Below are 24,234 nucleotides of genomic sequence, written 5' to 3'. Positions count from 1 at the left end.
TTTCTCAATGGTCTGTCATTGCTACTTACACTGTATTCTCTTGTCGGCATTTAAATGCTAAAATATATATAATCATGTTATAACCTTTAGGGGTGATACGTTTGGCTAATATGCAGGTACGCAAGGGCCGGGTCCTGGCTTTATTATTAATTGTATTTACGGCGGCTTTTTTGTGGGCCGGCGGCAGTATGTTCCTACGCTCGTCAGTGCCGAAACTGGATATACTGCCGGTTGACACAGCCGAAACTGTGTCAGGTTTTAAAAATGCCTGGGTGCGCATACACCGGGTGATTTTTCTTAAAAACGCGGTAGATGCCAAACTCGATAAAAAGAGTTATGTGCGTCTGTCCGATATCCCGCTTGCCATGCAGCAAGCCATCATTGCCGTTGAAGACAGCCGTTTTTATCAACATACCGGCTTTGACGTCGAAGGTATTCTGCGGGCAGTTTTGGTAAATATGCAGACAGGCGCCTATGCCGAAGGGGGCAGTACCATAACGCAGCAGTTAATTAAGAACCTCTTTTTGTCGCAGGAACGTACGCTTGGTCGCAAAGTTGAAGAGTTCGTGCTGGCGATAGGAATTGAGCTGCAATATTCCAAAGAAGAAATTTTGGAGATGTACTTAAACACCATCTATTTCGGATCGGGTGCTTATGGTATTGGCCAGGCCTCAGCCATTTATTTCGGCAAACCTCCCTTTCACCTTAATCTGGCGGAATGCGCCATGCTGGCCGGACTGCCTAACGCACCTTCGCTTACTTCTCCCTATGTCAATTTTGCCGCCGCCAAAGAGCGGCAGGCCATTGTCCTTGGCGCAATGTCCCGCAACGGCTATATTGGCCCGTCACAAGCCCAGGAGGCCAAATTAACACCAATTTTACTTGCCAAATAAATGAAACGCTGCCGCCAGGCAGCGTTTCGCTTTATTTACGCTCTATTTGCAGGCCTAAATACAGACCGGCTAAGAATATTGTAAAAACAGCCACCAGGTGAATTACAAACCAGAACCAGTTGTCAAAGCGAAAAGATTCTGTACTGAGAGGCGCCCTCAGGTGCTGCGGTATAATTTTTCCGCCCAGCCATTCCATCAGTATAAAAAATGCCCACCAGGTTGTGTATGAATCCCAGAGATCCCACTCGAAATCATAGTGGATGAGTCTGGTTGTGTTTTGTAAGACGGTTTCAATAAATACACCGGTATTGATAAGTACTCCGTAAAACATTATTTTGTGGACCCAGCTTACAGGACTGTATCTAACGCCAAAGACCACATAAAAAGAGAATGCCGTTAAAATAGCTACTAACGGGATTTTCATCACCGGCAGGAAGATGTAGGGAAAGGAATAGAAGTCAACAGCAACAAAGAGGTAACACAGTGCATTGCCGATAAGACCTGCTATTAGATAAAGCAGCCCATACCGTTTCCAGTCCACACGCATAGTATAGTAACTGCCGGCCAGCGCCCCGGCTAAACTTAGTATTGATATATACATCTCTTTACTGCCGTCAAAACTATACCCCATAAGCAAATGCCTCCAGACTGACTGCCTCGACATTACTTATTCTGCACCATAAATCGGTTACTACTCGGTTAACCGGCGTGTTCACTGCTATTATAAGCAAAACACCCGGAATTGTCCTGCTATAGTCTAAATCCGCCAGTTCAATAGTCCTGCCGGATTTAGACTACATAAACGAAGCTGAGATGCAGAAACTATATAGACTATAGTAAAGTAAGCCATAGTAAATTATTACATGAAACAATATCTGACAAAGGGGGGATACTATTGGCTGATATTTTATACTGGGTTATCATGAGCGCGATTGGAGTTGCAACAGGCTGGTTTGTTGCCGGGCATAACGGCCTGATATTTTTATCGTTGGTGTGCTTATTCGGCGGCATATTTCTCCTGATTGAGAATAAGATCCATCCGCCACAGCCCAAACAGTAACGGCCCTCCTGGCTCTGTCCTAATCTTCTATGTAGGAATTGACTTATCTGTAGTGAAAAAAGCGCTTTAGAGAATGGCGCCGCAGCCATATCCTATCCTAATATGGTGAAGAATTGGTTTATGCTATGGAAAGGCAGGCCAAAACACAGCATGGTGCGTTTTGACCTAAACTAAGCGAGGGGACGGTTTCAGATGCATTGCATCAACCACCCCCTCGCTTTATCTTAGGTTTTGATTAAAAGCTGTCTTTATCAACTCATCAATTCGGATTTAACCTGCTGAATATCATTAGGATTTGCAGGGGCGGCAGGCTTATAGTAACCTTTCTGCTGAGCAATCTGCGCAACCTGATACTGCCGCTGCTCATCCTGATTTCTCATTTGCTGAAAGGTCGACCGTAATTGAGAATCGCTTGTTTCGGCGATTACATTCGCATAGGTAGCCAAACTGCTTTTGATCATTGCCAGATAATCGTTTAGCATATCTTTATCGTTCATGGTTTCCTCCTATTGTAAAAATGACATTAGCTTTTGCTTAGCGTTTCTGGCTTCCGTTGCGTCCTGAGAAAACATTTGTTTGAGCTGAGGGTCGGTGCATTGCTGGGCATAAGCCTGGAGTTTGTTAGCAACAGTTTCATGCCCGCTGATCATATGCCGAAGATGCTGCAGTTCCATTTGAGTTATTTGCGCCAAAGCTGACACTCCTTTCAATATAGCCGTTAGGGTTATTATTGAGCGTATATTTTCAAATTATCCATCATGCAGGGCAAAAATTTCAATGCAGTAACTGTCTTTATACTGCGGGGATTCTCTTTAAAACTTTGTATGCCAGATATTACATTATAGTTTTTAAAGATAATTTAAAACACAAGCCGTATAGTAAACAGGTGCAAGAAATGCAAATTTACGTATTCTTGCGATATTTAAAGAGGAGGCGACCTAATTGAAAAAAGTGACCCGTAATGTATTTCTCGGATTGCTTGGCACAACCTTTGGCTTGTATATGATGGTAGCACCTGCATCGGTTTATGCTAAATCGCAGCCAGTCGCAAATAGTATCGAAAAAACGGTTAATGCAGCGACTCAAAACGGACGGGACAACACAATTAACAAAGCAGTACAAGGTCCGCTGGAAGTAGTTAAGGCTTCGGCCAACAAACTAGGCTTTAATGTCAAAACCGATTCCTTTTCCTTAGTCAGCCAGTCGGCTACCCAAGCGATTGTTTCCGTCCGTCATGGAAGCACGCTTTATAATGTTACCCTCAAAGCAAACAAAGATAATACTGCGTGGACTATTGTGTCCTCTAAAAAAGTAAAGAATTCAGCTCCAAATAACAATACCGTCAACTTAAATAGCGGCAGTTCTGCAGGAAGCACCGGAAGCACCGGAAGCACCGGCACTACAAGCACTACAAGCTCCGCCGACGCTACCGCCGCCGAACAACAGGCAGTTCAGTTACTGAACGCCGACCGCCGCGCGAACGGTTTGTCCGATTTGCAGGTAAGTTCCGCATTGACTGCGGTCGCACGCAGTCATGCGCAGGATATGGTAGACCGCAACTTTTTCTCGCATACCAATCCGGATGGAAAAACTATGTCCGACCGTTTAACACAGGCCGGTATTTCCTTTAGCGCCGCAGGCGAAAACATTGCCGAGAACACAAGCGTTCAGGCTGCTGAAACTTCCCTCATGAATAGCTCAGGGCACCGCGCCAATATACTAAGTTCCACTTACACTACTGTAGGCGTCGGCGTGGCCTATGACAGCGCCGGCAATGTGTATGTGGTCCAGGACTTTATCAAATAAAACTGCTGCCATAAACACTGGCAAACGTTTATCCGACGACTTAGCTTCAGCTGGGGCTAAAATCCCACCTGAAGCTAAGTCTGCTTGATACGCTACTGAAATAATAAAAGACCCGTACAAACACTGAGTTTGTACGGGTCTTGTTTGTAGGTTTTAACGTTTGGAGAACTGGGAAGCTTTACGCGCTTTTTTGAGGCCGTATTTACGACGCTCTTTTTCACGCGGGTCACGGGTTAAAAGACCGGCTTTCTTGAGCGGCAGACGGAATTCACCGTCAACCTTTAAGAGAGCACGGGCGATGCCGTGGCGAACTGCGCCGGCTTGACCGGATACGCCGCCTCCCTCAACTTTCGCCAGAACATCGTATTTGCCGACAGTATCGGTGATATTCAGCGGTTGAGTCACGATGAGCTCAAGAGTTTTTAAACCAAAATATTCGTCCAGCGGACGCTGATTCACGATAATTTTGCCTTCTCCCGGAACCAGACGAACTCTGGCAACCGAGGTTTTTCTGCGGCCGGTGCCGTAGTAAGTAACCAATGCCATATATATGTTCCTCCTTTCCGGTATTACCTAATGTTAAGTTCCAGCACTTCCGGCTGTTGCGCGGCGTGCGGATGGTTAGGACCAGCGTAAACGTTGAGCTTACGATACATTTGACGGCCAAGGCTGTTCTTGGGCAGCATGCCTTTCACTGCCATTTCAATCACGCGCTCAGGCTTGGAAGCAAGCATTTTGCCTGCAGTTGTGAAGGTGGTGCCACCCGGATAGCCGGAATGACGGAAATAGGTTTTTTGTTCAAGTTTTTTACCGGTCAATACAACTTTATCAGCGTTAACCACAATTACGTGGTCACCGGTATCAACATGGGGAGTAAAGGTCGGTTTATTTTTGCCACGAAGTACTTTCGCGACTTCAACGGCCAGTCTACCCAGGGTTTTACCCTCGGCATCCACGACATACCATTTACGCTGGATGTCGGCCGGGTTTGCCATAAAAGATTTCATTGTCTATCCTCCTCGTGAAAGCTAAAAGGACTATCTTAGATATCGAGATAAAGGAAACACGGCTTGCGCTGAGCCTTTGGCGAAAGCGGAAGGCGATGTTGCCTTTATCCAGGCGAAAGTTATACTTTCTATCAGGACAAGTTACGATTTGTTAACCTTGAATTCCGGGGCTAATGGAATACATGGCAAAAATCTCATAAAGCTATTGTAATAAATTAGTTGATTGATGTCAAGCGTTATACCTTGCCAGAGAAAACTTTTTTTGGACTAGTATCTTACTTCCATTAAATACAGTCCCTGCGGCGGTGCGGTTATACCGGCGGCATGCCGGTCTCCCCCGGCTAGTACGGCGGCGAAATCAGCCGGTGTCAGACGGTGCTGACCTACTTCAACAAGTGTCCCAACCAGATTGCGCACCATATGGTACAGAAAACCCGTACCCCAAAATTCAAATTCAATGATGGACTTATCCACCCGGCTGCAGCCTGCAGCCATAATTGTGCGTACAGGACTGACCGGTGCGCCGCCGGCAGCGCGGAATGCAGAAAAATCATGAGTGCCGACAACGGCCTGGGCCGCCTTATGCATGAGCGGGACATCCAAAGAATGAGCAAAATGCCAGGCATAGTTTCGCTCAAAAGGATTGGCTAGTCGCGTGTTTAACAGCCGGTAGCGGTAGATCTTCCCTTTTGCGGAAATCCGGGCGTGAAATTCGTGAGGTTCCTCACTGGCCCCGACAACAACAATATCCGGCGGCAAGAGCCCCCTGGTCGCTAATGGAATGCGTTCAACAGGAATGGATCCTCCGGTATAAAAGCTTATAACCTGCCCGCAGGCATGGACACCGGTATCGGTACGGGCTGCCCCGCTGATTTTTAGCGTCTGGCCAAAGATTTTGGCCAGACGTTCTTCTACAATCTGCTGAACGGTCATGGCATTGGCCTGGCGCTGGAAGCCATGATAATGGGATCCGTCATAGGCCAGTATAAGCTTAATGTTTCTCATAAGGTAATTTTGTATACTTTGACGAGAGTGAGCACGGCAATTAAGATGATAAACGTTCCGGCGGCAACGGCGTCGCGGGTACCCATTCTGAGTTCTTTCATCCGGGTGCGGTTTTCACCGCCCCGGTAGCACCTGGCCTCCATAGCCACGGCCAGCTCATCGGCCCGGCGAAAGGCACTGATGAAAAGCGGCACTAACAAGGGAACCATGCTTTTGGCCCGGTTTAACATATTCCCGGAGCTAAAATCGGCGCCTCTGGCCATCTGGGCTTTCATAATCCTGTCTGCTTCCTCCAGCAAAGTGGGGATGAACCTAAGAGCAATGGTCATCATCATAGCCAGCTCGTGCGCCGGTACTCCCAGCCGGCGGAAGGGGTTAAGCAGCCGCTCGATGCCGTCAGTCAGCGCTATGGGTGAAGTAGTAAAAGTCAGCAGTGAAGATACGGCAATTAAAAGCACCAGTCTAATAGACATCAGAATGCCTGTACGCGCCCCTTCCTGAGTTGCAGTCAGCGGCCCCAGACTAAAGATGACACTTCCCGGTGTGCTGAAAACGTGAATGGCCAAGGTCAGGATTATGATAATCCATAAAGGCTTTATAGACTTCAAAACCATACGGAAAGGGATCTGGGACACTCCGACCGCCAAAGCGGCGAAGGCGATCAGTATCCCGTACGCCAGATAATCTTCCGCCAGGAATATGGTGCTGATGTAGGCAACAACCGCTAAGATCTTAGTGCGGGGGTCTAAGAGATGAATTGGTGATTTGCCAGGGAAGTACTGGCCTAGTGTGATATCATTCAGCATGTTTTGGCCCCCTAATCGCAGCAGCGATCTCACTGGCTACATCGTGTGCGGTCAGATGCCGGTTACTGAGCGGCAGACCTTTGGCCTTGAGTTTGTCTACCAGGGCTGTGAGCGGCGGCACAGCCAGGCCGGCGGCCTCAAGTTCCTGGCGGCCGGTGCTGAAAATTTCCAGGGGCTGCCCATCCAGGCTGATTTGTCCGCCGTTCATGACCAGCACCCGGCTGGCAAAACGGGCTACGTCCTCCATGTTGTGAGATACCAGGATGACGGTAATGCCTGTTTTCTCATGAAGTTTAACGATCTGCCCGAAAATCTCGTCCCGGCCCCGGGGATCAAGGCCGGCAGCCGGTTCATCGAGCGCCAGGTAGTCAGGCTCCAGGGCAATGACGCCGGCTATAGCCACCCGGCGCATTTGCCCGCCGCTTAAGTTAAAGGGCGAGCGATCTTTAAAGGTCTCATAATCAAGGCCGACAAAATCCATAGCCCGTCGTACCCGGCTGTCGGTTTCTTCGTCGGGCAACCCCAGGTTTTTGGGACCAAAGGCAATATCCTGATAGATGGTTTCTTCGAATAATTGATGCTCGGGGTACTGGAAAACCATGCCGACCCGCCGTCTGGCATCCCGGGCTTCCTTAGCCTTAGATTTCAGATCAATCCCGTCAATAGTCACCTGACCGGAGGTCGGCGCTATCAGGCCGTTCATGTGCTGCACCAGGGTTGATTTACCGGAGCCGGTGTGACCGATAATGCCGATAAATTCACCTTTCCGGATGGTAACATTGATATTTTGGATGGCGGTTCGTTGGTAGGGAGTCCCGGGCATATAAGTGTAGGTAACGTTATCAAAGATTATGGACATAGCGCCACCACCAGTTGTTCATCACTTATGATGTCGTCGGCAAGCGGAAAGCCTTGTCTGCGCAGGCAATCGGCAACTTCTGCGGATACCGGTACGTCGAGCCCCATGGCTTTTAGCTTTTCTACCTGGCAGAACACGGTGGCCGGCGTTCCCTGCATGACTATTTTACCCTGCTCCATGACGACTACCCGGTGGGCGGCAACAGCCTCTTCCATGAAGTGAGTAATATAGATGACAGTAATCCCTTCCTGGTTCAACCGGCAAACGGTTTCCAGAACTTCCTGACGACCTCGGGGATCCAGCATGGCGGTTGGTTCGTCCAGCACAAGACATTTTGGCCGCATAGCAAGCACACCCGCAATGGCTACACGCTGCTTTTGTCCGCCGGACAAAAGGTGAGGGCCGTGATGGCGGTAGTCTTCCATATTAACCAAGGACAGTGCTTCTGTTACCCGGCGGGAAATCTCCACCGGCGGCACGCCTAAGTTCTCCGGACCAAAAGCTACGTCTTCCTCCACGACAGCTGCCACAATTTGATTATCAGGATTCTGAAACACCATGCCAACCTGCTGGCGAATATCCCAGACTTTAGCCGGATCGGTTGTATCCATGCCTGCTATCAGGCATTTACCGGCTGTTGGCAGGATGAGGGCATTTAGATGTTTGGCCAGGGTCGATTTCCCCGAACCATTGGTGCCAATGACAGCGACAAATTCGCCTTGCTTCACTGTCAGGTTAATATCGGTAAGCGCAGCAACTTCCTGACCGTCGTGGCCGGGATAGGTGTGACGCAAATTTTCAATGTAAATTAGTTCTCCCATTGAGGCTGACTGCACCCCCCTGTAATAAAGAAAACACGGCTTGCGCCAAGCCGGTGGCGAAAGCGTAAGCCGCGATACTATACTTTTCCTGTCGAAAGTTAGCCTTAAAGACAGGAGAATAAAGGCGACCCTCCGGGTCGCCCTCGCCTTTAACCTGTTACACTAATTCGAGAATCGCCATAGGAGCCGCATCGCCACGACGCGGTCCAAGTTTGAGCACCCGGGTATAACCGCCTTGACGCTCGGCATATTTCGGAGCAATTACATCAAACAGCTTGGTTACAACTTCTTCGTCGTAGAGGCTTGATAACACTTGCCGGCGAGCATGCAGGTCGCCCCGCTTAGCTAAAGTAATCATTTTCTCGGCAAGGCCGCTGATTTCTTTTGCTTTTGCTTCCGTTGTTTCAATACGCTCATATGCAAAGAAGGAAGTTAACATGCTGCGAAACAACGCTTTGCGCGCACTGGTGTCCCGTCCTAACTTTCTGTAGGCCACAACTCTTCCCTCCCTTTACTCTTCGTGTTCTGCCAATGCCAGACCCATCTCAACAATCTTCTTCTTAACTTCTTCCAGTGACTTTCTGCCTAAGTTGCGAACTTTCATCATATCTTCTTCGCTCTTTTGCACAAGTTCAGCCACAGTGTTGATTCCAGCCCGTTTTAAACAGTTGTAAGAACGTACCGAGAGATCCAGGTCTTCAATGGTCATTTCCATTGTCCTGTTTTTGCCCTCGGCAGGTTCTTCCGAAACCAGACCCTGACCCTCATCTTCTTCAGGAGGTTCTCCGGCAATATTTTGAAATAATTTCAGGTGCGACACCATAATGCCAGCAGCTTTGCTGACCGCTTCTTCGGGACGCATACTGCCGTCTGTCCATACTTCTAATGTCAGCTTGTCATAGTTGGTTACGTTGCCGACACGCGTATCGGTGACGTTATAGTTGACACGGATAATAGGTGAGAAGATGGAATCAACAGGAATAATCCCGATTACATGGTCGGGTTTTTTGTTTTTGTCAGCCGGCACATAGCCTTTGCCTTTTTCAACCATGATTTCCATGCGGAGCTTGCCGCCGGCACCAACTGTCGCCAAGTGGAGTTCAGGGTTTAAAATGTCAATATCCGCGTCGGCTTTAATATCACCTGCGGTGACTTCGCCTTCTTCAAATGCTTCAACAAGTAAAACTTTAGGCTCGTCACTATGCATCTTCAGACACAGTTCTTTTAGGTTTAGAATAATGTCGGTGACGTCCTCCCGAACACCGGGAATAGTGGCAAACTCATGAAGCACGCCGTCGATTTTTACCGAGGTTACAGCACCGCCCGGCAAAGAGGACAGGAGTACACGTCTTAAACTGTTGCCCAGCGTAATGCCAAAGCCCCGGTCTAACGGTTCCCACACAAATTTGCCATAACGGTTGTCTTCACTTACTTCCACTATTTCGATCTTCGGTTTTTCGATTTCAATCATCCGGAAAAACCCTCCTCATTTGGCCAAACTCTTAGGTTACGCCATCGCCACGGTTGAGGGCAGATTATCTTGAATACAACTCTACAATGAGATGTTCCTGGATAGGAATATCAATTTCCTCCCGGGTGGGGTAGCGCATAACTTTACCGCTCATATCGGCAGCAGTCATTTCCAGCCAAGCCGGAGCTTGTTTGTGACCGAGCGACTCAGCGATTTTTTTCATAATCGGGGATTCTTTGCTTTCTTCCCGGGCGGCAACAACGTCACCGGCTTTTACCAGGAAGGAAGGAATGTTTACACGACGGCCATTTACGTTAATGAGGCCGTGACGTACCAGTTGTCTTGCCTGGTTGCGGCTTTCAGCCAAACCCATGCGGTAAACTACATTGTCAAGTCTTCTTTCCAGCATTACCAAGAGGTTTTCACCGGTAATACCTTTTTGGCGGTCAGCCTTTTCAAAGTAGTTGCGGAATTGACGCTCAAGCACACCGTAAATACGGCGGGTTTTTTGCTTCTCCCGCAGCTGAATGCCATATTCGGAAACTTTTTTACGGGTTTGACCGGCGCCATGCTGGCCGGGAGCAAAACCGCGCTCGGTGAAGGAGCATTTATCGCTATAGCATCTGTCGCCTTTAAGATACAGTTTTGCACCTTCGCGGCGGCATAATCTGCAAACAGGACCTGTATATTTTGCCATTCTTACCAAACACCTCCCAATTCCTTAAACTCTTCTTCTTTTCGGCGGACGGCATCCATTGTGCGGAATGGGTGTTACGTCTTTAATCATATTAACTTCAAGGCCGGCGGCCTGAAGTGAGCGGATTGCGGCCTCACGGCCTGCACCAGGGCCTTTAACAAATACTTCGATTTGTTTGAGGCCATGTTCCATGGCAGCTTTGGCAGCTGTTTCAGCAGCCATCTGAGCGGCAAACGGAGTACTTTTCCGTGATCCTCTGAAGCCCAGTCCACCGGCGCTAGCCCAGGAAATGGCATTGCCTCTGGTATCAGTGATAGTAACGATGGTGTTGTTAAAAGTTGAACGGATGTGAGCAACACCATGTTCTATATTTTTACGTTCTTTACGTTTTGGTCTTGCAACTTTCTTTTGAGCCAAAGGTTATTCCCTCCCTTACTTTTTCTTCTTAGCGCCGACAGTCTTTTTCGGGCCTTTGCGGGTACGGGCATTGGTCTTGGTACGCTGTCCGCGTACGGGAAGACCCATGCGATGCCGCTTGCCACGATAAGAGCCGATCTCAATGAGCCGCTTAATGTTAAGTGCTTCTTCCCGGCGAAGGTCGCCTTCTACGCGATAATTCTTATCGATGTTTTCACGCAGCTTGGCAACTTCTTCTTCTGTCAGATCCCGGGTTCTGGTATCAGGATTGATTCCGGTAGTTTTAAGGATCTCTTTGGATAAAGTTAAGCCGATACCGAAAATGTATGTTAAAGCAATTTCAATGCGTTTGTCACGCGGTAAGTCTACACCGGCAATACGTGCCATGTTTTAATCCACCCCCTTGTCTTAGCCTTGTTTTTGTTTATGTTTAGGATTTTCGCAAATCACCATTACTCGGCCATGCCGCTTGATGATTTTGCATTTTTCACATATAGGCTTAACTGATGGCCTTACTTTCATAATTAAACCTCCTTATCGTGCGTCCGCCAGTCCGCCAGTCCGTGTTCGCTGATCGACTTGACTAACGAACTTTCGAACCTCACGAACACAAGCTATTTAAACCTATAGGTAATACGGCCGCGTTTTAAATCGTACGGTGTAAGTTCAATTGTAACTTTATCGCCAGGCAAAATCCGGATGAAGTTCATACGAATTTTACCTGATACATGCGCCAGTACAACATGACCGTTTTCTAATTTAACCTGGAACATAGCGTTCGGCAGCGCCTCAACGACCGTGCCTTCCACTTCAATTACATCTTGTTTAGACATGTGAGAGTCCCTCCTCGTCCGCTATTAACAGCTTATCTAAGTGTCCTCGATGTGGGCGAGGGCCTGACGGATGGCTTCATCGGTAACTCGTAAACCACCGTTTAGCGCTTGAGCCACATAATTAGCAATAGAACGCCTTGTTACGTGCTTAACGTTTTTTCTCTTAGGACCAGCGATTTTACGTCCGCGTCCGTCAGCTACCAGAAGAGTTTGCGGCTTGTGCCAGCCCACCACTACATAGGTGTGGCCAGCATCACGTCCTGCTGATGATATCACAATGTGCCCAAGGTGTATATTTCCATCTGGCACAGGCCGTCTCCTCCTATAGTTTTGTTAATATTTCCGGACCATCGGCCGTAATGGCAATGGTGTGTTCAAAATGAGCCGAACGCTTACCGTCAGCAGTCACTACTGTCCAGTTATCGCCCAAGGTCTTGACCTCATGAGTCCCTGCGTTAATCATAGGCTCTATCGCTAATGTCATACCAGCTTTTAATCGCGGGCCGCGTCCGGGAAGCCCATAGTTAGGCACTTGCGGGTCTTCATGCATGTTTCGGCCGATACCATGCCCGACAAAATCACGCACAACACCGTAGCCATGCCTCTCAGCGTAGGTTTGAATACTATGGGAGATGTCGCTTAAGCGATTACCGGCCATAGCCTGTTCAATTCCTTTATATAACGACTGTTCGGTTACTTCGATAAGTTTCTCGACTTCAGCGTCCACTTCGCCAACCGGCACGGTAATCGCAGCATCACCGCAAAAACCGCTTATTATGGCGCCAATGTCAATACTGACATTATCTCCATTTTTTAACCGTTTTAATCCAGGAATGCCATGAACTACCTCTTCATTTACAGAAGCGCAGATACTGCCGGGAAAGCCATGATAGCCTTTGAAAGCAGGCTTTGCGCCCTTTTTTATGATGTACTCTTCGGCAACCCTGTCAAGTTCAAGCGTAGTGACGTCAGGCTTAACTGCTTTCTTAATTTCCTCAAGCGTCTCAGCCACTATCCGCCCGGCATCACGCAGGTAATTGAGTTCCCTTTGTGACTTTAGTATGATCATACTTGCCCGCCTCGCAAGCTGTTCACTATATCTTTTAAAACATCATCAATGAGTTGAAGTCCGTTAATCTCGGTATAAAGGCCTTTATCCTGATAATACTCAATCAAAGGCTGAGTTTGAGACTGATATACCGAAAGGCGGTTCACTACTGTTTCTTCCCGGTCATCATCACGCTGATACAGTTCGCCGCCGCACTTATCGCAAACACCGCTTTGTTTAGGAGCGTTGAACGCCACATGGTAAGTAGCGCCGCAGCTCCTGCAGATCCGGCGGCCGGTCATACGACCAACCAGTTCGGAATTCGGAGCTGTAATGTTTACAACCCGGTCAAGTTTGATAGCCAGCTCGGCCAGTGTCCGGTCCAGTGCTTCCGCCTGTGCTATGGTGCGGGGAAAGCCGTCCAGGATGAAGCCTGTTTGACAGTCGGCCTTAGCCAGTCGCTCTTTGACAATACCGATGGTGACGCTGTCAGGAACCAGTTGACCGGCATCCATGCATGCTTTGGCTTGTTTACCAAGCTCGGTGCCTTCTTTAACTGCCGCCCGGAACATATCACCGGTTGAGATGTGGGGAACTTTGAAATTTTCTACCAGCTTGGCCGCCTGGGTGCCTTTGCCGGCGCCAGGCGGTCCCATTAACAGAATAAACATGACCCCTACCTCCTACTTCATGAAGCCCTGATAGTGCCGCATAAGAACCAGCGCCTCAATTTGCTTCATGGTGTCTAAGGCCACGCCTACTACGATGAGCAGAGCTGTACCGCCGAAATACACTCCTTGGAGGTTGGTAATCGCCCCTATGAAGTTCGGTACTATGGCGATGATGGCCAAGAATATGGATCCGGCCAGGGTAATTCTGGTCATAATCCGGTCTAAATAATCGGCGGTAGGTTTACCCGGCCTGATACCGGGAATAAACCCGCCGTGTTTTTTCATGTTCTCTGCCATATCTGATATGTTCATAGTAACCGCAGTGTAAAAATACGTAAAGAACACGATGAGAAGCGCATAGAGCGTTGTCTGCAACGGTGTGCCCCACGCAAACCACCCTGCCACGGTTTTTACCCAGGGTACATCAATAAACTGGGCAATGGTTACCGGGAACATCAGCACAGATGACGCAAAGATTATCGGAATAACGCCCGCTTGATTCACTTTCAGCGGTATGTGAGTAGAGTGGCCGCCGTACATTTTCCGGCCAACAACGCGTTTCGCGTATTGCACCGGTATTCTGCGCTGGCCTTGCTGTATTGCGATGACAAACACGATCATGGCCACTGCGATTATGAGGAACAGGAATACATTAAATATATTAATGGTTCCGGCTCTTACATACTCGAAAATGGTATAGAGTCCGTCAGGCAGTCTGGAGACGATACCGGCAAAGATGATCAGCGAAATGCCGTTGCCAATACCTTTGTCAGTGATTTGCTCACCCAGCCACATCAGGAAAGTTGTTCCCGCGGTCAGGGTAAGAGCAATAAGGAGAATAGAACCTATTCCAGGGTTGATGATGGCTACTTTGAGCCCAAACGCCATGCCTAAGGCTTGAATAAAGCCTAACAGCACAGTTCCGTAACGTGTGATCTGGGTAATTTTCTTGCGGCCCTCGTCGCCTTCTTTGGACCATTGTTCCAGCTTCGGTACAACAATGGTTAAGAGCTGCATAATGATAGAAGCATTGATGTAGGGTGTGATGCTCATGGCAAATATCGAAAATTTGCTTAAAGCGCCACCGGAAAACAAGTCCAGAAACCCAAATAGATTACCCTGTGTAAACAGCTGTTCAATAACGGCGGCGTTCACGCCCGGGACCGGGATATGGGTGCCTAACCGAAATATCAGAAACATAACTAAGGTGAAGACAATCTTCTGCCTCAGTTCCGTAATCTTCAGTATGTTCGAGAGCTCAGGCAGCAATTAAATCACCTCAACAGTACCGCCGGCTGCCTGAATTTTTTCAGCGGCCGACTTAGTAAAGCCATTGGCTTTTACTGTTAAAGCCTTGGTAAGCTCGCCATTGCCTAAGATTCTAAGACCATCAAGCACTTTTTTAACTACACCGGCTTCTACCAACGCTTCCAGATCAACAACCGTACCATTGTCAAAACGGTTGAGCTCAGCTACATTGACTTCGCTGTATTCTTTAGCAAAGATATTGGTAAAACCGCGCTTAGGCAGTCTTAAGTACAAGGGCTTTTGGCCGCCTTCAAAACCAGGACGCACGCCACCGCCGGCACGGGCCTTTTGACCTTTGTGACCTTTACCGGAAGTTTTACCCAGACCGGAACCAAGGCCACGGCCTACGCGGGTGCGAACTTTTTTTGAACCAGGCGCTGGAGCTAATTCATGTAATTTCATTAACAGCACCTCCTTGAACTAGTATGTTGGCTAATGCCAGTAGATATATTACTCTGCAACTTGCTCTACGGTAACAAGGTGTTCCACTTTGCGAACCATGCCCCGGATTACCGCGTTATCTTCCTGAATTACCGAGCTGTTGGTTTTCTTAAGACCTAATGCCTTTACGGTATCACGTTGGTCTTGCTGTCTGCCAATCACGCTGCGGGTAAGTGTAATTTTAATTTTAGCCATGTCAAATTCCTCCCCTAGCCCAACAGTTCCTGAACTGTTTTGCCGCGCAGGCTGGCGACTTCTTCAGCCCGTTTTAATTGGCTCAGTCCGGCAATAGTTGCCCGAACCATGTTGTTGGCATTGGATGAGCCAAGTGATTTTGTCAGGATGTCATGGATGCCGGCAAGTTCAAGCACAGCACGGGCTGGGCCGCCAGCAATTACGCCTGTACCTTCGGAGGCAGGCTTTAACAGTACCTTGCCTGCGCCAAACTCACCCATGATTTGGTGAGGAATGGTTGTGCCGACAATTGGAACCGAAATAAGGTTTTTCTTTGCGTCTTCCACGCCTTTACGTATAGCTTCCGGTACTTCGGCAGCTTTGCCCAGGCCGAAACCTACATGGCCGTTGGCGTCGCCAACAACTACCAGGGCGCTGAATGAAAAGCGTCTACCGCCTTTAACTACCTTGGCAACCCGGTTAATGAATACTACTTTCTCTTTCAGATCAAGACCGGTGTAATCAATTCTGGCCATTTATTTCCCTCCTTTTCTTAGAATTCAAGACCAGCTTCGCGTGCTGCAGCTGCCAGGGCAGCTACACGGCCGTGATAGATATAGCCTGCACGGTCAAATACTACTTTAGTGATTCCTTTTTCGAGGGCCCGTTTAGCGATTGCCTCGCCTACAGCTTTGGCTGCATCAATATTGCCACCGTATTCAACTTTGGCACTGACGTCTTTATCCAGTGTGCTGGCCGCTACTAAGGTAGTACCGGTTTTATCGTTGATAATTTGAGCATAAATATGCTTCAAACTGCGAAATACGTTAAGGCGCGGGCGTTCGACGGAACCAATCAGAGTTTTCCGGGCTCTTAATTGCCGCTTTTGGCGCGCGATGTTTTTGCTAGGTTTACGCAGCAAGGTGTTCACTCCTTTCACCTATATTACCTTTTAAGGGTTTATTTTTTGCCTTTACCGCCGGCTTTACCGACTTTACGGCGGATAATTTCACCTTCGTATTTGATGCCTTTGCCTTTGTACGGTTCCGGTTCACGATAGCCGCGAATCTTTGCAGCAAGTGCGCCAACCGCTTCTTTATCAATACCGGAAACAACAATCCGGTTAGGCTGCGGTACATCAATCGAGAGACCTTGCGGCGGCTCTACTTCCAAGGGATGCGAGAAGCCTAAGGTGAGCGCAAGTTTTTGACCGGATTTAGCAGCACGGTAACCTACGCCGGCAATCTCTAAGGTTTTGGAGAAACCTTGAGTTACGCCGGTAACCATGTTATTTACCAGGGTCCGGGTCAAACCGTGGAGCGCACGATGTTCTTTATTATCTGAAGGCCGTTTGACGTTGATGACATTACCTTCCATTTCGATAATCATATCTTTATGGAGCTGGCGGGTCAATTCGCCCTTAGGGCCTTTAACTGTCACTACATTGCTATCGCCGATAGTTACGGTGACGCCAGCAGGAACAGTGATGGGACTCCTACCAATTCTAGACATATTGCACCTCCTGTATCACTAGACTACCAAACGTAAGCGATTACTTCGCCGCCCAGACCTTCTCTGCGAGCGGTTTTGTCACTCATAATACCTTTAGATGTTGAAATAATCGCGATTCCAAGTCCACCAAGAACGCGCGGGAGCTGCTCTTTCTTAGCGTAAACGCGAAGACCGGGTTTGGAAATGCGCTTAATTCCAGTAATTACTTTTTCGCGATTCGGGCCATATTTTAAGCTAACCCGGATCATTCCCTGCTTGCCGTCAGCAACCGTATCGAAGTCTTTAACGAAACCTTCTTCTTTTAGAATCTGAACTACGGATTGCTTGATTTTTGAAGCCGGAATTTCGACTTTATCGTGATAAACCGAGTTAGCGTTGCGAATGCGCGTTAGCATATCGGCAATCGGATCGGTCATTACCATGTGTTAGAACCCCCTTCCTATATGTTGCTCTCTACCAGCTGGCCTTAGTTACTCCAGGAATGGCGCCTTTGTAGCTCAGTTCCCGGAAACAAATCCGGCACATTTCGAATTTACGCATATAGCCATGCGGACGTCCGCAGATTTTGCAGCGGTTGTGCTTACGTACTTTGAATTTTGGGTCATTCTTCCATTTTTCAATCAAAGCCTTCTTGGCCACCGAATTCCCTCCTTCTTTTAAACTGCTTCGTTACTTTGTATGAAACAGTTATGCGCTGAATGGCATACCCATCAATTTTAATAGCTCACGAGCCTCTTCATCGGTTTTGGCAGTGGTAACAATGATGATATCCATGCCGCGGATCTTGTCGATTTTATCGTACTCGATCTCCGGGAAGATCAACTGTTCTTTAATACCCAACGTGTAGTTACCACGTCCGTCAAAAGCTTTCGGGCTAACACCACGGAAGTCACGAACCCGGGGCAAGGAGATATTGAACAGCTTGTCGAGGAACTGATACATCCGCTCACCACGCATGGTAACTTTAGCACCGATCGGCATACCCTCGCGGATTTTGAAAGCAGCAATAGATTTCTTGGCTCTGGTTACAACCGGTTTCTGACCGGCGATAATAGTCATATCATTTACAGCCGCATCGAGAACTTTGGGGTTGCCTACTGCTTCGCCAACTCCCATGTTAATAACTACTTTCTCGACTTTGGGAATTTCCATGACGTTTCTGTAGCCAAACTTCTGCATCATAGCTTGCGCTACTTCAGTTGAAAATTTTTCTTTAAGTCTTGTAGCCATGAGTTAACCTCCTTTCAGAGAAGAATGGTTTTTACTTATCTTTATCAATAACTTCGCCGCATTTTTTGCAGGCACGGGCATATGCGCCGCTGGCCAACTGCGATTTCTTAATGCGGGTAGGTTTGCTGCAGGCGGGACATACCAGCATTACTTTGGAGGAAGCAACAGGCGCTTCTTTTACGATAATGCCGCCTTGCGGAGCTTTTTGGCTCGGCTTGGTATGGCGTTTTACTTTGTTTACGCCTTCAACAACAACTTTGCCTTTTTTCGGCAGAGCTTCAACGATCTTGCCTTCTTTGCCTTTATCTTTGCCTGACAGCACAACGACTTTGTCGCCTTTTTTTACGTGCAATTTTTGGGCTTCTGACACTTAAGGACACCTCCTTAATCTAGATAACTTCCGGTGCCAGTGAGATAATTTTCATGAAATCTTTGTCCCTGAGCTCGCGTGCTACTGGTCCAAATATCCGTGTACCTCTCGGGCTTTTATCTTCTTTAATAACAACTGCGGCGTTTTCGTCAAACCGGATATACGAACCATCCGGACGGCGCAGCCCTTTGTTAGAACGAACAACAACTGCTTTAACTACATCGCCTTTCTTGACAACGCCACCGGGTGTAGCGTCTTTAACGGAAGCAACGATAACATCGCCAATGTTGGCATAGCGGCGGTAGGAACCACCTAATACGCGGATGCACATAATTTGCTTGGCGCCGGTATTATCAGCAACATTCAGGATGGTCTGCTGTTGAATCATAGTGCTTATCCTCCTTCCTCATGAGGCTCGATGCGTTTTACGCGCACTCGAGCGCTAGAAGATGCTTTCAGTTTTGGCGTAACTATTATTGCGCTCTTTCGAGAACTTCTACCACACGCCAGCGCTTTTCTTTGGAAAGCGGACGGGTTTCCATAATTTTTACGGTATCACCGATATGGCTTTCATTATTCTCATCATGCGCCTTGAATTTAACTGTTTGTTTCACAGATTTATGATACAGCGGATGCCGAACCAGACGTTCAACCGCTACTACTACAGTCTTATCCATTTTATCGCTTACAACTTTACCGATACGGACCTTGCGCTCGTTTCTTTCAACGGTCACTTTTACATTGCCTCCCTTCATACTCACTCAAATTATGCCCGGTTACAGGGCTTTAAGTTCTCGTTGACGCTGAACGGTTTTAATGCGGGCAATTGTTTTTTTGACGGCAGGAATCCGCATAGGGTTATCCAATTGGCCGGTAGCGTGTTGGAACCGCAAATTGAACAGTTCCTCTTTCAACTTGTTCAGTTTTTGGTCAAGTTCGGCTGCACTCATATCGCGGATATCATTAGCCTTCATTTACTTCACCACCCAGTTTAGCATTGACTCCCGGTGCGTCCATATCCAAATGAGCGGTATCCTCCCGCTTAACGAATTTGGTTTTGATTGGCAGTTTGTGAGCTGCCAGACGCATTGCTTCACGGGCTACTTCTTCGGCCACGCCGTCCATTTCAAACATAACACGGCCGGGCTTTACAACAGCTACCCAATATTCCGGTGAACCTTTACCGCTACCCATGCGAGTTTCGGCCGGTTTAGCAGTGATCGGCTTATCCGGAAATATTTTAATCCAAACCTTACCGCCACGTTTAATATAACGGGTCATGGCAATACGGGCTGCTTCGATTTGACGGTTGGTGATCCATGCCGGCTCAAGAGCGACAAGTCCGAATTCGCCATGGGACACGGTATTGCCTTTAGTAGCTTTACCGGTCATACGTCCGCGGAATTGTTTGCGATGCTTTACTCTTTTTGGAATTAGCATTATTTTTCGCCCCCTTCAGTGGCGGCAGCGGCGACTACAGTTTTCTTGGCTTCAGGCAGAATTTCACCTTTGTAAATCCAAACTTTTACGCCAATACGGCCATAGGTGGTGTGAGCTTCGGCTGTGCCGTAATCGATGTCGGCACGCAGGGTATGCAGAGGAATACTGCCTTCACGGTAGCTTTCTGTACGGGCAATTTCTGCGCCGCCCAAACGTCCGCCAACCATTACTTTAATTCCCTTAGCACCCATACGCATGGTCCGGGTTACCGATTGCTTCATGGCCCGGCGGAAAGCAATACGCTTTTCAAGCTGAGCAGCAATATTTTCTGCTACCAGGGTAGCGTCCAGTTCGGCTTGCTTAATTTCGGCAATGTTAACGTCAATGTTTTTGCCGGTAAGCTCTTTCAGCCATCTTTTAATGTTTTCAATGCCACTGCCGCCGCGACCGATAACCATACCCGGTTTAGCAGTGTGGATGGTAACTTTCACCCGGTTAGCCGCACGCTCAATAATGATTTGCGACACATTCGAAGTGTAAAGTTTTTCTTTAAGCATATCACGCATTTTAATATCTTCATGCAGATTTTTAGCATAGTCTTTGTCGGCATACCATTTTGCGTCCCAGGTTTTGATAATGCCAAGGCGAAGACCATGCGGATTAACTTTTTGACCCACTAAATTTCCCTCCTTCGACCTTAGCTTATCTTTCTTTAACGACCAATGTAACGTGGCTGGTACGCTTTAAAATCTTGAAGGCCTGACCGCGTGAGCGCGGATGAATGCGCTTCAAGGTTGGTCCCTGATCAACAAATGCCTGTGCTACATACAGGGCGTCGGTGTTCAGGTCGTAGTTGTGTTCAGCATTAGCAATAGCTGATTTTAAAACTTTCTCCACAACTTCGGCGCCAACTTTCGGAGTATACTTTAAAATTGCAAAAGCTTCGCCCACGTTTTTACCGCGAATTAAGTCAATAACGATGCGGATTTTGCGGGGAGCAATGCGAATATGTCTTGCAATTGCTTTGGCTTCCATTTTTTAACCCCCTTCCGGCTATAGTCCCGGATTTTTGCTAAGAGTAGTTTATCTTACCCCAGTAGTCCGTTCCGAGCCACTGTGACCTTTATAAGTCCGGGTCGGCGCAAATTCGCCAAGCTTGTGTCCTACCATATCTTCAGTTACATATACAGGCACGTGTTTGCGGCCATCATGTACTGCAAGGGTGTGTCCGACAAAAGATGGGAGAATGGTTGAGCTACGTGACCAGGTTTTGATAACTTTCTTATCATTCTTAGCATTAAGAGCATCAATTTTCTTGACAAGGCTCTCATGCACATAAGGTCCTTTTTTGATTGATCTTGACACCTAAATAGCCTCCTTTCGCTACGTTCGCGGGTTCGCATGTTCTAAAATCAGCTTTCCGTTCGAACATTCGCCCCTCAAGATATCGCCTTATCGGATTACCGGCTACCGCGAGTAGCCCGTCTCTTAACAATAAGCTTGTCAGAAGCTTTCCTTTTACGGGTTTTGGCGCCCATAGCACATTTACCCCAAGGAGTAACCGGATGCTTACGGCCTACAGGTGAACGGCCTTCGCCACCACCATGCGGATGGTCAATCGGGTTCATAGCCACACCGCGGTTAGCAGGGCGGATACCAAGCCAACGGGAACGGCCGGCTTTACCGATGGTGATGTTTTCGTGCTCAAGATTGCCTACCTGGCCGATAGTAGCCCGGCAGTTAATATGAACTTTTCTTAATTCACCGGAAGGTAATCTAAGAAGAGCGTGGTCGCCTTCTTTAGCCATTAGCTGAGCGGAAGCGCCAGCAGAACGAACCAATTGGCCGCCTTTACCGATTTTCATCTCAATGTTGTGAAGTTGAGTACCTACCGGTATATTTTTCAGCGGCAGCGCATTGCCTACCTTGATATCGGCTTCAGGGCCGCTCATGATAGTGTCGCCGACTTTAAGACCGTTAGGAGCAAGAATATAACGCTTTTCGCCGTCAGTGTAGTGTAAAAGAGCAATACGGGCTGAGCGGTTAGGATCATATTCAATTGTAGCTACTTTTGCCGGAACACCGTCTTTAATACGTTTGAAATCAATGATGCGGTACAGACGCTTGTGGCCGCCGCCTTGATGCCGAACAGTTAAACGGCCTTGCTGGTTACGACCGGCGTGCTTTTGGAGACGTTCGGTCAGGGAACGCTCGGGACGATCTACGGTAATGTCCGAAAAATCGGCAACCGTCATAAATCTTCTGCCAGGAGCGTATGGTTTAAAACTTTTAACTGGCATGTGTGCCCCTCCTTTTTAGGAAATTCTGGTTATACACCTTCAAAGAATTCAATGCTCTCGCCGGGAGCCAGTTTTACAATGGCTTTTTTAAAGTCCGAACGCTTGCCGAGGTTCTTGCCCATGCGTTTGGTTTTACCCATTACACGGATGGTATTGACGTCAAGAACTTTTACTTTGAAGATTTGTTCAACTGCCTGACGAATCTCAATTTTATTGGCCGTGAGCGGCACAACAAAAGTATATTTGTTTTCAGCCATCATCGCTGTGGTTTTCTCAGTGATATATGGTCTGAGGAGTACGTCGCGTGGATTTGCCATTATGCCAGCACCTCCTCGATCTTGGCGACTGCCTCTTTAGTTACAAATACTTTGTCATGATGGAGAAGATCGTAAACATTAAGTCCGATAGTTCCGATAGCTTTTACACCTGGAATATTACGGGACGATTTTGCGACATTCTCATCATTTTCAGCGGTGATGATGAGGGCTTTCGCTTCTTGTGCTTCGAAGTTACCAAGAAGTTTTACAACGTCTTTGGTTTTTGGAGCTGCAAAGCTGATATCCTCGACGACCATCAGGCCACCATCGTTTACCTTAGCACTCAGTGCCGATTTAATTGCCAGACGACGGGCTTTTCTCGGCATGCTGAATTTATAGCTGCGCGGATGCGGTCCAAATGCTACACCGCCACCAACCCATAACGGAGACCGGATGCTACCAGCCCGTGCACGGCCGGTACCTTTTTGTTTCCAGGGTTTTCTGCCGCCACCACGTACCATGGATCTGGTCTTTGTTGCGTGAGTGCCTTGGCGTTGACTGGCCAACTGCATAACAACTGCCTGATGAACCACGGCTTCGTTTACTTCTACGCCAAACACGTTATCGTTAAGTTCCATTTCACCGGTCTTTGCACCGGTCATATCATATACTGCCACTTTCGGCATATAGCACATCCTCCTTTCGATGCCTTGCGCCCACACTTTACGTTAAAGTGTAAAGCCGCAAGTTGCGATTACTTGTTGGGTTTTACTGTATTTTTAACGATCACGAAACTTCCTTTTGGTCCGGGAATTGCACCTTTAACCAACAACAGGTTGCGAGGTACATCTACACGAACTACTTGCAGACGCTGAACGGTTACTTTATGTCCGCCCATACGACCAGGGAGTTTCTTGCCTTTGAATACTTTACCGCCGCCACCACTCATCCGGGAACCAATGGTACCGGGCTCACGATGGGATTTGGAACCGTGACCCATAGGTCCGCGTGCAAAGTTATGCCGTTTAATACCGCCGGCGAAACCCTTACCTTTAGCAGTTCCGGTTACATCAATAAGTTCACCTTCGCTGAACAGATCAGCACTCAAAACTTGACCTACTGTATATTCAGAGGCTTCAGGCAGACGCAGCTCACGGATAAATTTTACCGGTTTGACGTTAGCCTTTGCAAAGTGACCCTTCATCGGCTTGTTAACGTGTTTCTCTTTGACAGCGCCAAACCCAAGCTGTACTGCATTGTAGCCATCATTTTCAACTGTCTTGTTTTGTACAACGACGTTGGGACCGGCTTCAATGACTGTAACCGGAATAACTTTACCCTCAGCCGTAAAGATTTGGGTCATACCCAGTTTTTTACCTAAAATTCCTTTAGCCATTTATCGCACCTCCTCCTACAGCTTGATTTCAATGTCCACACCAGCCGGCAAGTCGAGACGCATTAAGGCATCAACCGTCTTGGGGGTCGGCTCAAGGATGTCAATAAGACGTTTATGAGTCCGCATTTCAAATTGTTCGCGGGAATCTTTATTGACATGGGGTGAACGCAAAATAGTGAAGATATTTTTTTCTGTAGGAAGCGGAATAGGGCCAGAGACCATAGCGCCGGTACGTTTTGCGGTTTCTACAATCTTAGCCGCACTTTGGTCAAGCGCCTTGTGGTCATACGCCTTAAGGCGGATTCTGATTTTTTGCTGTTTAGCCATTTATTTATTCCTCCTTATCGCCCAGTTTCTCTGAACGGACATTCTCGGTGGAAATTTCCCCGCGCGTGCGGGCCACCTTCCACGT

The 24,234-nt window shown here is 48.0% G+C and carries 44 protein-coding genes; 3 read left to right on the top strand and 41 right to left on the bottom strand.

What is annotated here, in order from left to right:
• Positions 1-110: 110 nt before the first annotated feature.
• Positions 111-893: a transglycosylase domain-containing protein gene (locus SATMO3_RS02295; RefSeq protein WP_371381658.1), complete on the top strand. Its 783-nt coding sequence runs from the start codon at positions 111-113 to the stop codon at positions 891-893.
• Between the two features lie 31 nt (positions 894-924).
• Here the strand turns inward: SATMO3_RS02295 and SATMO3_RS02290 are convergent, their stop codons facing one another.
• On the bottom strand, positions 925-1,524 hold the full coding sequence (locus SATMO3_RS02290) for a CBO0543 family protein (RefSeq protein WP_371376901.1): 600 nt from the start codon (positions 1,522-1,524) through the stop codon (positions 925-927).
• A 264-nt stretch (positions 1,525-1,788) separates the two neighbouring features.
• On the opposite strand from SATMO3_RS02290, the gene SATMO3_RS02285 reads away from it, so the two are divergent.
• Positions 1,789-1,953: a hypothetical protein gene (locus SATMO3_RS02285; protein WP_371376898.1), complete on the top strand. Its 165-nt coding sequence runs from the start codon at positions 1,789-1,791 to the stop codon at positions 1,951-1,953.
• A 251-nt stretch (positions 1,954-2,204) separates the two neighbouring features.
• On the opposite strand, the gene SATMO3_RS02280 is transcribed toward SATMO3_RS02285, so the two are convergent.
• Both SATMO3_RS02280 and SATMO3_RS02275 read right to left on the bottom strand, forming a co-directional pair.
• Positions 2,205-2,450 carry a spore coat protein gene (locus SATMO3_RS02280; RefSeq protein ID WP_371376896.1) on the bottom strand — a complete coding sequence of 82 codons (246 nt, stop codon included), beginning with the start codon at positions 2,448-2,450 and terminating at the stop codon, positions 2,205-2,207.
• A 9-nt stretch (positions 2,451-2,459) separates the two neighbouring features.
• Complete coding sequence (locus SATMO3_RS02275) at positions 2,460-2,654, bottom strand: hypothetical protein (RefSeq protein ID WP_371381657.1); 195 nt, start codon at positions 2,652-2,654, stop codon at positions 2,460-2,462.
• Between the two features lie 250 nt (positions 2,655-2,904).
• Between SATMO3_RS02275 and SATMO3_RS02270 the strand changes: the two genes are divergently transcribed.
• Positions 2,905-3,759, top strand: coding sequence for a CAP domain-containing protein (locus SATMO3_RS02270; protein ID WP_371381656.1), 855 nt, complete (start codon positions 2,905-2,907; stop codon positions 3,757-3,759).
• A 153-nt stretch (positions 3,760-3,912) separates the two neighbouring features.
• On the opposite strand, the gene rpsI is transcribed toward SATMO3_RS02270, so the two are convergent.
• The 38 genes from rpsI to rpsJ all read right to left on the bottom strand — a co-directional run bounded on the left by rpsI (position 3,913) and on the right by rpsJ (position 24,149).
• Positions 3,913-4,305 carry a 30S ribosomal protein S9 gene (gene rpsI / locus SATMO3_RS02265; RefSeq protein ID WP_371365884.1) on the bottom strand — a complete coding sequence of 131 codons (393 nt, stop codon included), beginning with the start codon at positions 4,303-4,305 and terminating at the stop codon, positions 3,913-3,915.
• Between the two features lie 23 nt (positions 4,306-4,328).
• Complete coding sequence (gene rplM, locus SATMO3_RS02260; RefSeq protein WP_371376893.1) at positions 4,329-4,766, bottom strand: 50S ribosomal protein L13; 438 nt, start codon at positions 4,764-4,766, stop codon at positions 4,329-4,331.
• Positions 4,767-5,033: 267 nt separating this feature from the next.
• Positions 5,034-5,771, bottom strand: coding sequence for a tRNA pseudouridine(38-40) synthase TruA (gene truA / locus SATMO3_RS02255; RefSeq protein WP_371376891.1), 738 nt, complete (start codon positions 5,769-5,771; stop codon positions 5,034-5,036).
• A complete protein-coding gene (locus SATMO3_RS02250; protein WP_371376888.1) occupies positions 5,768-6,577 on the bottom strand; it encodes an energy-coupling factor transporter transmembrane protein EcfT in 810 nt (269 codons plus the stop codon). The genes truA and SATMO3_RS02250 overlap by 4 nt, the downstream gene beginning before the upstream one ends.
• On the bottom strand, positions 6,567-7,436 hold the full coding sequence (locus tag SATMO3_RS02245) for an energy-coupling factor transporter ATPase (RefSeq protein ID WP_371376885.1): 870 nt from the start codon (positions 7,434-7,436) through the stop codon (positions 6,567-6,569). Before SATMO3_RS02245 ends, SATMO3_RS02250 begins: the two co-directional genes overlap by 11 nt.
• Entirely contained in the window at positions 7,427-8,257 is an 831-nt protein-coding gene (locus SATMO3_RS02240) for an energy-coupling factor transporter ATPase (RefSeq protein WP_371376882.1), read from the bottom strand. The genes SATMO3_RS02245 and SATMO3_RS02240 overlap by 10 nt, the downstream gene beginning before the upstream one ends.
• Before the next feature lie 157 nt (positions 8,258-8,414).
• Positions 8,415-8,753 (bottom strand): 50S ribosomal protein L17, encoded by a 339-nt coding sequence (gene rplQ, locus SATMO3_RS02235; RefSeq protein ID WP_371376879.1) that lies wholly within the window; start codon positions 8,751-8,753, stop codon positions 8,415-8,417.
• A 15-nt stretch (positions 8,754-8,768) separates the two neighbouring features.
• A complete protein-coding gene (locus SATMO3_RS02230; protein WP_371376876.1) occupies positions 8,769-9,728 on the bottom strand; it encodes a DNA-directed RNA polymerase subunit alpha in 960 nt (319 codons plus the stop codon).
• A gap of 64 nt (positions 9,729-9,792) precedes the next feature.
• The gene (gene rpsD, locus SATMO3_RS02225; RefSeq protein WP_371376873.1) at positions 9,793-10,425 is read right to left on the bottom strand and encodes a 30S ribosomal protein S4; all 633 of its coding nucleotides are present in this window, start codon (positions 10,423-10,425) and stop codon (positions 9,793-9,795) included.
• Positions 10,426-10,449: 24 nt separating this feature from the next.
• Positions 10,450-10,842, bottom strand: a complete 393-nt coding sequence (gene rpsK, locus SATMO3_RS02220) for a 30S ribosomal protein S11 (RefSeq protein WP_093796567.1) — start codon at positions 10,840-10,842, stop codon at positions 10,450-10,452.
• 15 nt (positions 10,843-10,857) lie between these two features.
• On the bottom strand, positions 10,858-11,229 hold the full coding sequence (gene rpsM / locus SATMO3_RS02215) for a 30S ribosomal protein S13 (protein WP_371376870.1): 372 nt from the start codon (positions 11,227-11,229) through the stop codon (positions 10,858-10,860).
• Between the two features lie 21 nt (positions 11,230-11,250).
• Complete coding sequence (gene rpmJ / locus SATMO3_RS02210) at positions 11,251-11,364, bottom strand: 50S ribosomal protein L36 (RefSeq protein ID WP_028971919.1); 114 nt, start codon at positions 11,362-11,364, stop codon at positions 11,251-11,253.
• A gap of 92 nt (positions 11,365-11,456) precedes the next feature.
• Positions 11,457-11,675 (bottom strand): translation initiation factor IF-1, encoded by a 219-nt coding sequence (gene infA / locus SATMO3_RS02205; protein WP_371376868.1) that lies wholly within the window; start codon positions 11,673-11,675, stop codon positions 11,457-11,459.
• 36 nt (positions 11,676-11,711) lie between these two features.
• Complete coding sequence (locus SATMO3_RS02200) at positions 11,712-11,984, bottom strand: hypothetical protein (protein ID WP_371376865.1); 273 nt, start codon at positions 11,982-11,984, stop codon at positions 11,712-11,714.
• Between the two features lie 13 nt (positions 11,985-11,997).
• Positions 11,998-12,744 carry a type I methionyl aminopeptidase gene (gene map, locus SATMO3_RS02195; RefSeq protein ID WP_371376862.1) on the bottom strand — a complete coding sequence of 249 codons (747 nt, stop codon included), beginning with the start codon at positions 12,742-12,744 and terminating at the stop codon, positions 11,998-12,000.
• Positions 12,741-13,394 carry an adenylate kinase gene (locus tag SATMO3_RS02190; RefSeq protein WP_371376859.1) on the bottom strand — a complete coding sequence of 218 codons (654 nt, stop codon included), beginning with the start codon at positions 13,392-13,394 and terminating at the stop codon, positions 12,741-12,743. The genes map and SATMO3_RS02190 overlap by 4 nt, the downstream gene beginning before the upstream one ends.
• A gap of 12 nt (positions 13,395-13,406) precedes the next feature.
• Positions 13,407-14,663: a preprotein translocase subunit SecY gene (gene secY / locus SATMO3_RS02185; RefSeq protein ID WP_371376856.1), complete on the bottom strand. Its 1,257-nt coding sequence runs from the start codon at positions 14,661-14,663 to the stop codon at positions 13,407-13,409.
• Positions 14,664-15,104, bottom strand: a complete 441-nt coding sequence (gene rplO, locus SATMO3_RS02180; protein ID WP_371376853.1) for a 50S ribosomal protein L15 — start codon at positions 15,102-15,104, stop codon at positions 14,664-14,666.
• 48 nt (positions 15,105-15,152) lie between these two features.
• Complete coding sequence (gene rpmD / locus SATMO3_RS02175) at positions 15,153-15,338, bottom strand: 50S ribosomal protein L30 (RefSeq protein ID WP_371376849.1); 186 nt, start codon at positions 15,336-15,338, stop codon at positions 15,153-15,155.
• A gap of 14 nt (positions 15,339-15,352) precedes the next feature.
• Positions 15,353-15,853: a 30S ribosomal protein S5 gene (gene rpsE / locus SATMO3_RS02170; RefSeq protein WP_371376846.1), complete on the bottom strand. Its 501-nt coding sequence runs from the start codon at positions 15,851-15,853 to the stop codon at positions 15,353-15,355.
• A gap of 17 nt (positions 15,854-15,870) precedes the next feature.
• On the bottom strand, positions 15,871-16,239 hold the full coding sequence (gene rplR / locus SATMO3_RS02165) for a 50S ribosomal protein L18 (protein ID WP_371376843.1): 369 nt from the start codon (positions 16,237-16,239) through the stop codon (positions 15,871-15,873).
• 38 nt (positions 16,240-16,277) lie between these two features.
• Complete coding sequence (gene rplF, locus SATMO3_RS02160; protein WP_371376841.1) at positions 16,278-16,829, bottom strand: 50S ribosomal protein L6; 552 nt, start codon at positions 16,827-16,829, stop codon at positions 16,278-16,280.
• A 23-nt stretch (positions 16,830-16,852) separates the two neighbouring features.
• On the bottom strand, positions 16,853-17,251 hold the full coding sequence (gene rpsH / locus SATMO3_RS02155) for a 30S ribosomal protein S8 (RefSeq protein ID WP_371376838.1): 399 nt from the start codon (positions 17,249-17,251) through the stop codon (positions 16,853-16,855).
• Positions 17,252-17,282: 31 nt separating this feature from the next.
• On the bottom strand, positions 17,283-17,468 hold the full coding sequence (locus tag SATMO3_RS02150; RefSeq protein ID WP_371376835.1) for a type Z 30S ribosomal protein S14: 186 nt from the start codon (positions 17,466-17,468) through the stop codon (positions 17,283-17,285).
• 48 nt (positions 17,469-17,516) lie between these two features.
• A complete protein-coding gene (rplE, locus tag SATMO3_RS02145; protein ID WP_371376832.1) occupies positions 17,517-18,059 on the bottom strand; it encodes a 50S ribosomal protein L5 in 543 nt (180 codons plus the stop codon).
• Between the two features lie 31 nt (positions 18,060-18,090).
• On the bottom strand, positions 18,091-18,429 hold the full coding sequence (rplX, locus tag SATMO3_RS02140) for a 50S ribosomal protein L24 (RefSeq protein WP_371376829.1): 339 nt from the start codon (positions 18,427-18,429) through the stop codon (positions 18,091-18,093).
• 19 nt (positions 18,430-18,448) lie between these two features.
• Positions 18,449-18,817: a 50S ribosomal protein L14 gene (gene rplN, locus SATMO3_RS02135; protein WP_371376826.1), complete on the bottom strand. Its 369-nt coding sequence runs from the start codon at positions 18,815-18,817 to the stop codon at positions 18,449-18,451.
• An 85-nt stretch (positions 18,818-18,902) separates the two neighbouring features.
• Entirely contained in the window at positions 18,903-19,184 is a 282-nt protein-coding gene (rpsQ, locus tag SATMO3_RS02130; RefSeq protein ID WP_371381655.1) for a 30S ribosomal protein S17, read from the bottom strand.
• A 21-nt stretch (positions 19,185-19,205) separates the two neighbouring features.
• Positions 19,206-19,403, bottom strand: a complete 198-nt coding sequence (gene rpmC, locus SATMO3_RS02125) for a 50S ribosomal protein L29 (RefSeq protein WP_371376823.1) — start codon at positions 19,401-19,403, stop codon at positions 19,206-19,208.
• A complete protein-coding gene (rplP, locus tag SATMO3_RS02120; protein ID WP_371376821.1) occupies positions 19,393-19,869 on the bottom strand; it encodes a 50S ribosomal protein L16 in 477 nt (158 codons plus the stop codon). The genes rpmC and rplP overlap by 11 nt, the downstream gene beginning before the upstream one ends.
• Positions 19,869-20,546 (bottom strand): 30S ribosomal protein S3, encoded by a 678-nt coding sequence (rpsC, locus tag SATMO3_RS02115; RefSeq protein ID WP_371376818.1) that lies wholly within the window; start codon positions 20,544-20,546, stop codon positions 19,869-19,871. Before rpsC ends, rplP begins: the two co-directional genes overlap by 1 nt.
• Positions 20,547-20,571: 25 nt before the next feature.
• Positions 20,572-20,904 (bottom strand): 50S ribosomal protein L22, encoded by a 333-nt coding sequence (gene rplV, locus SATMO3_RS02110; RefSeq protein ID WP_371376815.1) that lies wholly within the window; start codon positions 20,902-20,904, stop codon positions 20,572-20,574.
• Positions 20,905-20,952: 48 nt separating this feature from the next.
• Entirely contained in the window at positions 20,953-21,234 is a 282-nt protein-coding gene (rpsS, locus tag SATMO3_RS02105; protein WP_371376812.1) for a 30S ribosomal protein S19, read from the bottom strand.
• Positions 21,235-21,329: 95 nt separating this feature from the next.
• Positions 21,330-22,169, bottom strand: a complete 840-nt coding sequence (gene rplB, locus SATMO3_RS02100; protein WP_371376809.1) for a 50S ribosomal protein L2 — start codon at positions 22,167-22,169, stop codon at positions 21,330-21,332.
• 29 nt (positions 22,170-22,198) lie between these two features.
• Positions 22,199-22,486: a 50S ribosomal protein L23 gene (gene rplW, locus SATMO3_RS02095; RefSeq protein WP_371376805.1), complete on the bottom strand. Its 288-nt coding sequence runs from the start codon at positions 22,484-22,486 to the stop codon at positions 22,199-22,201.
• Entirely contained in the window at positions 22,486-23,112 is a 627-nt protein-coding gene (gene rplD / locus SATMO3_RS02090; protein ID WP_371376802.1) for a 50S ribosomal protein L4, read from the bottom strand. The genes rplW and rplD overlap by 1 nt, the downstream gene beginning before the upstream one ends.
• Before the next feature lie 68 nt (positions 23,113-23,180).
• The gene (rplC, locus tag SATMO3_RS02085; protein ID WP_371376799.1) at positions 23,181-23,822 is read right to left on the bottom strand and encodes a 50S ribosomal protein L3; all 642 of its coding nucleotides are present in this window, start codon (positions 23,820-23,822) and stop codon (positions 23,181-23,183) included.
• A 15-nt stretch (positions 23,823-23,837) separates the two neighbouring features.
• Positions 23,838-24,149: a 30S ribosomal protein S10 gene (gene rpsJ, locus SATMO3_RS02080; RefSeq protein WP_021168692.1), complete on the bottom strand. Its 312-nt coding sequence runs from the start codon at positions 24,147-24,149 to the stop codon at positions 23,838-23,840.
• Positions 24,150-24,234 lie beyond the last annotated feature (85 nt).

This window comes from Sporomusa aerivorans, assembly GCF_041428895.1.
GTDB lineage: Bacteria > Bacillota > Negativicutes > Sporomusales > Sporomusaceae > Sporomusa > Sporomusa aerivorans.
The sequence above is the reverse complement of the archived record's forward strand: the minus strand, read 5'-3'. Positions and strand labels throughout refer to the sequence as shown.

What these genes read in the sequence shown, in the direction of transcription:
- SATMO3_RS02295 (WP_371381658.1), top strand. Translation starts at nt 111, where the DNA reads ATGCAGGTACGCAAGGGCCGGGTCCTGGCTTTATTATTAATTGTATTT.
- SATMO3_RS02290 (WP_371376901.1), bottom strand. Translation starts at nt 1,524, where the DNA reads ATGGGGTATAGTTTTGACGGCAGTAAAGAGATGTATATATCAATACTA.
- SATMO3_RS02280 (WP_371376896.1), bottom strand. Translation starts at nt 2,450, where the DNA reads ATGAACGATAAAGATATGCTAAACGATTATCTGGCAATGATCAAAAGC.
- rpsI (WP_371365884.1), bottom strand. Translation starts at nt 4,305, where the DNA reads ATGGCATTGGTTACTTACTACGGCACCGGCCGCAGAAAAACCTCGGTT.
- rplM (WP_371376893.1), bottom strand. Translation starts at nt 4,766, where the DNA reads ATGAAATCTTTTATGGCAAACCCGGCCGACATCCAGCGTAAATGGTAT.
- truA (WP_371376891.1), bottom strand. Translation starts at nt 5,771, where the DNA reads ATGAGAAACATTAAGCTTATACTGGCCTATGACGGATCCCATTATCAT.
- SATMO3_RS02250 (WP_371376888.1), bottom strand. Translation starts at nt 6,577, where the DNA reads ATGCTGAATGATATCACACTAGGCCAGTACTTCCCTGGCAAATCACCA.
- SATMO3_RS02245 (WP_371376885.1), bottom strand. Translation starts at nt 7,436, where the DNA reads ATGTCCATAATCTTTGATAACGTTACCTACACTTATATGCCCGGGACT.
- SATMO3_RS02240 (WP_371376882.1), bottom strand. Translation starts at nt 8,257, where the DNA reads ATGGGAGAACTAATTTACATTGAAAATTTGCGTCACACCTATCCCGGC.
- SATMO3_RS02230 (WP_371376876.1), bottom strand. Translation starts at nt 9,728, where the DNA reads ATGATTGAAATCGAAAAACCGAAGATCGAAATAGTGGAAGTAAGTGAA.
- rpsD (WP_371376873.1), bottom strand. Translation starts at nt 10,425, where the DNA reads ATGGCAAAATATACAGGTCCTGTTTGCAGATTATGCCGCCGCGAAGGT.
- rpsM (WP_371376870.1), bottom strand. Translation starts at nt 11,229, where the DNA reads ATGGCACGTATTGCCGGTGTAGACTTACCGCGTGACAAACGCATTGAA.
- rpmJ (WP_028971919.1), bottom strand. Translation starts at nt 11,364, where the DNA reads ATGAAAGTAAGGCCATCAGTTAAGCCTATATGTGAAAAATGCAAAATC.
- infA (WP_371376868.1), bottom strand. Translation starts at nt 11,675, where the DNA reads ATGTCTAAACAAGATGTAATTGAAGTGGAAGGCACGGTCGTTGAGGCG.
- map (WP_371376862.1), bottom strand. Translation starts at nt 12,744, where the DNA reads ATGATCATACTAAAGTCACAAAGGGAACTCAATTACCTGCGTGATGCC.
- SATMO3_RS02190 (WP_371376859.1), bottom strand. Translation starts at nt 13,394, where the DNA reads ATGTTTATTCTGTTAATGGGACCGCCTGGCGCCGGCAAAGGCACCCAG.
- rplO (WP_371376853.1), bottom strand. Translation starts at nt 15,104, where the DNA reads ATGAAATTACATGAATTAGCTCCAGCGCCTGGTTCAAAAAAAGTTCGC.
- rpmD (WP_371376849.1), bottom strand. Translation starts at nt 15,338, where the DNA reads ATGGCTAAAATTAAAATTACACTTACCCGCAGCGTGATTGGCAGACAG.
- rpsE (WP_371376846.1), bottom strand. Translation starts at nt 15,853, where the DNA reads ATGGCCAGAATTGATTACACCGGTCTTGATCTGAAAGAGAAAGTAGTA.
- rplF (WP_371376841.1), bottom strand. Translation starts at nt 16,829, where the DNA reads ATGTCTAGAATTGGTAGGAGTCCCATCACTGTTCCTGCTGGCGTCACC.
- rpsH (WP_371376838.1), bottom strand. Translation starts at nt 17,251, where the DNA reads ATGGTAATGACCGATCCGATTGCCGATATGCTAACGCGCATTCGCAAC.
- rplE (WP_371376832.1), bottom strand. Translation starts at nt 18,059, where the DNA reads ATGGCTACAAGACTTAAAGAAAAATTTTCAACTGAAGTAGCGCAAGCT.
- rplN (WP_371376826.1), bottom strand. Translation starts at nt 18,817, where the DNA reads ATGATTCAACAGCAGACCATCCTGAATGTTGCTGATAATACCGGCGCC.
- rpsQ (WP_371381655.1), bottom strand. Translation starts at nt 19,184, where the DNA reads ATGAAGGGAGGCAATGTAAAAGTGACCGTTGAAAGAAACGAGCGCAAG.
- rpmC (WP_371376823.1), bottom strand. Translation starts at nt 19,403, where the DNA reads ATGAAGGCTAATGATATCCGCGATATGAGTGCAGCCGAACTTGACCAA.
- rplP (WP_371376821.1), bottom strand. Translation starts at nt 19,869, where the DNA reads ATGCTAATTCCAAAAAGAGTAAAGCATCGCAAACAATTCCGCGGACGT.
- rplV (WP_371376815.1), bottom strand. Translation starts at nt 20,904, where the DNA reads ATGGAAGCCAAAGCAATTGCAAGACATATTCGCATTGCTCCCCGCAAA.
- rplB (WP_371376809.1), bottom strand. Translation starts at nt 22,169, where the DNA reads ATGCCAGTTAAAAGTTTTAAACCATACGCTCCTGGCAGAAGATTTATG.
- rplW (WP_371376805.1), bottom strand. Translation starts at nt 22,486, where the DNA reads ATGGCAAATCCACGCGACGTACTCCTCAGACCATATATCACTGAGAAA.
- rplD (WP_371376802.1), bottom strand. Translation starts at nt 23,112, where the DNA reads ATGCCGAAAGTGGCAGTATATGATATGACCGGTGCAAAGACCGGTGAA.
- rplC (WP_371376799.1), bottom strand. Translation starts at nt 23,822, where the DNA reads ATGGCTAAAGGAATTTTAGGTAAAAAACTGGGTATGACCCAAATCTTT.
- rpsJ (WP_021168692.1), bottom strand. Translation starts at nt 24,149, where the DNA reads ATGGCTAAACAGCAAAAAATCAGAATCCGCCTTAAGGCGTATGACCAC.